The 4,310-nt window shown below is 38.7% G+C and carries 3 protein-coding genes; all 3 read left to right on the forward strand.

All coding sequences use genetic code 11. The annotated features are described in order from the left end of the window. Positions 1–100 (forward strand): rubrerythrin family protein (locus D6734_09355; GenBank protein ID RMF93756.1); only part of this gene is annotated, 100 nt, incomplete at its 5' end. Between the two features lie 309 nt (positions 101–409). Next, the gene (topA, locus tag D6734_09360; protein RMF93757.1) at positions 410–2,836 is read left to right on the forward strand and encodes a type I DNA topoisomerase; all 2,427 of its coding nucleotides are present in this window, start codon (positions 410–412) and stop codon (positions 2,834–2,836) included. After that, the gene (locus D6734_09365) at positions 2,805–4,127 is read left to right on the forward strand and encodes a methylenetetrahydrofolate--tRNA-(uracil(54)-C(5))-methyltransferase (FADH(2)-oxidizing) TrmFO (protein ID RMF93758.1); all 1,323 of its coding nucleotides are present in this window, start codon (positions 2,805–2,807) and stop codon (positions 4,125–4,127) included. Before topA ends, D6734_09365 begins: the two co-directional genes overlap by 32 nt. Positions 4,128–4,310 lie beyond the last annotated feature (183 nt).

The following is a 4,310-nucleotide window of genomic DNA, read 5'->3' on the forward strand; positions in this document are numbered from 1 at the left end:
GAATTGCGGTTATCTTCATGAGGGCACGGAAGCGCCGGCAGTTTGCCCGGCATGCAACCATAAACAGGAACACTTCGAGGTTTTGGGTGAAAACTGGTAGAATCTTATGAGTTATCACAGAAATTCACGCTATCTCTCGTTTTTTTAGAAAAAGTTGAAAAAATCTTTTAACCAGCTGGTTTGAATAATATTCCAGCTGGTTTTTTTTGCTTTTTTTCAGATAGTTCGAAGTTAATCACTCGATGTGATATCAACTCTTTGATTTTTTAAAGTTCTAATGTAAAAACAATTTTCCCCGAATCTGAAAGCCAAAATATCTTGACTTTAAATTCATTATTTCTATATCTTCTAACACTTTGAAAACGATTGACTCTTAAATGTAGGATAAACAGGGAGCTTGAATAATTAAATGGCATCGAAATTGATAATTGTTGAATCACCCGCAAAAGCCAAGACTATAAACAAAATTGTGGGCAAAGATTTCAAAGTCAAGGCAACGATTGGTCATATCAAAGACTTACCAAAGAGCAAACTTGGTATAAACATAGAAAATGGATTTGAGCCGACTTATACGACTATCAAGGGGAAAAGTAAAACCATCAAGGAATTGAAGGAAGCCGCTGAAAAGGTCAAGGAGGTTTACATCGCCTCTGACCCGGACAGAGAAGGGGAGATGATTGCCTGGCATGTGGCATCAGTAATTGACCATAAAAAGAAGAACGGCAAAAAGATTTACCGTGTCCTTTTCAATGAGATTACACGAGATGCAGTCAAAAAAGCGATCGAATCACCCGGAGAGATTGATGAGAATAAGGTTGAAGCACAACAGGCAAGACGAGTGCTGGACCGCCTCGTAGGATATAAGATTAGTCCACTTCTCTGGAAAAAGGTGATGTACGGTTTGAGTGCTGGCAGAGTGCAGTCGGTAGCTTTGCGGCTTATATGTGAGCGTGAGGAAGAGATTAAAAATTTCGTTTCAGAGGAGTATTGGACAATCGATGCCATAAATGAGGCGGCTCAACCGCCAACTTTCAAATCGCGTCTCATAGAATTCAAGAATGAAAAAATAAAGATTGCCAATAAGGAAGAATCAGACAGGATAGTTGATGAAGTTGGGAAAGAAAAGTTTACTGTTAAAAAGATTACAAAGAAGGAAAGAAAACGCTATCCTTTGCCTCCGTTTATAACAAGTACTCTTCAACAGGAAGCATACCGGCATTATGGTTTTTCAGCAAAAAAAACTATGGTAATTGCTCAACAACTTTATGAAGGGCTTGATATAGGCGAAGAAGGCACGACAGGTTTGATTACCTATATGAGGACAGATTCGGTAAGAGTAGCAGATGAGGCAAAGAGAGCGGCAAGAGAATTCATCAAAGAAAAATATGGAGACAAATACTTCCCGAAACAATCACCTGAATATGCTTCGGGAAAAAGCGCGCAAGATGCACATGAAGCCATTAGGCCTACTTCGCCTGCAAGAGAACCTGAAGCAATAGCTCAATATCTTTCAAAAGATCAGATGAAGATTTATTCACTTATTTGGAAAAGGTTTATAAGCAGTCAAATGACGCCATCGATAATTGATTCCACTTCTGTTGATATTTCAGCCGGAGACTACCTTTTTAGGGCAAATGGCAATGTATTGAAATTTGATGGTTTCAGAAAAGTATATACTGAAAAGAAGGATGAAGAATCTTCAGAGAATGGCAATGGGAACGATAAAGATGTATATTTGCCGGAAATGAGGGAAGGCGAAGAAGTAAAACTCCTTGAGTTGATTCCAAAACAGCATTTTACCGAACCGCCGCCAAGATATACGGAAGCAACTTTGGTGAAACAACTTGAAAAATTGGGCATTGGAAGACCAAGCACCTATGCAACGATTATGGACACTATCCAGAACCGAAATTATACAATCAAGGAAAAAAAGAAATTCGTTCCTACAGACCTTGGAATTCTTATAAATAAACTCTTAGTGAAAAGCTTTCCTGATATTATTAATACTGACTTTACCGCTTCAATGGAAAATCGCCTCGATGAAATAGAAGAAGGCAAGTCTGATAGGTTGATAGTTCTCAATGAGTTTTATGAGAAATTTGAAAAAGACCTTGCCGCTGCTCAGAAAGAAATGGAAGTTGAGGAGGAGATTACTGAGATCAAATGCGACAAATGTGGAAATATGATGGTAAAGAAATGGGGCAGAAATGGTCCCTTCCTTGCATGCCCCGCCTATCCTGAATGCAAGAATACCAAAGATTTTACGACAGACGAAGAAGGAAATATAAAAATAATCGATGATATTGAAACTGACGAGATATGTGAAAAATGCGGCAGAAAAATGGTTGTAAAGCAGGGACGTTTTGGGAGATTTCTTGCCTGCACCGGCTATCCTGAATGCAAGAATACAAAGAAGATTGCAGTTGAGAATGGGGAGGTCGTAAAAAAATCTAAATCCAAACTTCTCGATGAAAAGTGTCCAAAGTGCGGGAAGCCGCTTGCCCAGAGAAGCGGACGATATGGAGAATTCATTTCATGCTCAGGTTATCCAAAATGCCGTTTTATAAAACCTCAGGAAACAGGTGTCAAATGCCTTAAAGAAGGATGCGACGGCAATATAGTGCAGAAGAAAAGTAGAAAAGGCATATTTTATGGGTGTGATAGGTATCCTGACTGTGACTTTGCAATATGGGATAAGCCAATAAACAAAGAATGCCCTGAATGCGGCAGCCATTACCTGCTTCAGAAGAAAAAAAGAAAAAATCAGCCTTCTGTGATAGTATGCCCTAATGAAGAATGCGGATATGAAGAAGCAGACAGCTTTGAAGAAGGTTAAAGTTATCGGCGCAGGACTCGCAGGTTGTGAAGCCGCAGTATTTCTTGCCAACAAAGGAATAAAGGTCGAACTTTATGAGATGCGTCCTATCGTAAAAACTCCTGCACACAAAACAGAAAACTTTGCCGAGCTTGTATGCAGTAATTCATTGAAGTCAAATTCCCTTGAAAACGCTTCCGGCTTATTGAAAGAAGAATTGAGAAGACTGGGTTCTTTTCTGCTGAAAGTTTCTAAAAATTGTTCTCTGCCGGGTGGTAAGGCGCTTGTAGTGGACAGAAATGCCTTTTGCAAATTTGCAACTGAGAGTGTTCTGAAAAATCCCAATATTTCCGTAAAGAAGGAAGAAGTGCGTTGCATTGAAGATAATAATCCTGTAATCGTTGCAACAGGTCCGCTCACATCAGATGCAATGATGAACGAAATAAAAAGAATGGTAGGAGAGGAATTTCTATTCTTTTTTGATGCCATAGCGCCGATTGTCGATGGAGAGACGATAAATATGAAGAAAGTATTTTTTGCTGATAGGTATGGCAGGGGAGAAGGTGATTATCTCAACTGCCCGATGAATAGAGAGGAGTTTGATATTTTTTATGATGAGCTGATGAGAGCAGATACCGTAAATGAAAGAGAGTTCGAAAAGATCTCTTTTTTCGAAGGATGCCTCCCAATAGAAGAAATTGCCAGAAGAGGGAAAGATGCGTTGAGGTTTGGGCCAATGAGACCTGTGGGGATATTCAGCCCATCAGATGAAAAGTATTATGCAGTTGTGCAGTTGCGCCGCGAAAATATGAAATGTGAAAGTTTCAACATTGTAGGATTTCAGACGAGGTTGAAGCATAAGGCACAGGAAAAAATTATTTCTCTCATACCGGGATTGGAAAATGCAAAGATATTGAGATATGGCGCAATGCATAAGAACTGCTATATCAATTCTCCTGCTCTTCTTGACAAGTATTTAAGGTTGAAGAAGAATCCGAATATCTTTTTTGCAGGTCAGATCACTGGTTCAGAGGGATATGTTGAGGCAATGGCGACCGGGTTGTATGCCGCAATGAATTGTCATCGGCAGTTGTTGGGGAAAGAGATGGTAGAATTTTCAACTGCCACTGCAATTGGGGCTCTAATTGATTATATTACAAATCCAAAAAATTCTGATTCCTTTCAGCCAATGAATATTAACTTCGGACTTATCGAGATGCCTGAGATTAGATATCATAAAAGGAGAAGAAGAAATGAAGTGGCAAAAAAATCACTTGCAGAGATAGATGAAAAAATGAAACTGTTGGATTGAAATGAAAAATTGTCTCAAAATATGTTAATATTAATAATTAAGTAATCTGTTTTTAAAATAGTTTTAATTGATTGTCTTAAGATTTGATGAAGGTTTTGCCCAATGAGAATAGGTGAAGCAATAAAAATATTTATTTCTTATATTGAAACGGAAAAGGGATTTTCTCGTCATACGATTAGAAAC

Source organism: Candidatus Schekmanbacteria bacterium, from assembly GCA_003695725.1.
Lineage (GTDB): Bacteria > Schekmanbacteria > GWA2-38-11 > GWA2-38-11 > J061 > J061.

Bases quoted from the DNA above. Each gene is read 5' to 3' on its own strand.
- topA (RMF93757.1), top strand. From the start codon at position 410: ATGGCATCGAAATTGATAATTGTTGAATCACCCGCAAAAGCCAAGACT.
- D6734_09365 (RMF93758.1), top strand. From the start codon at position 2,805: ATGAAGAAGCAGACAGCTTTGAAGAAGGTTAAAGTTATCGGCGCAGGA.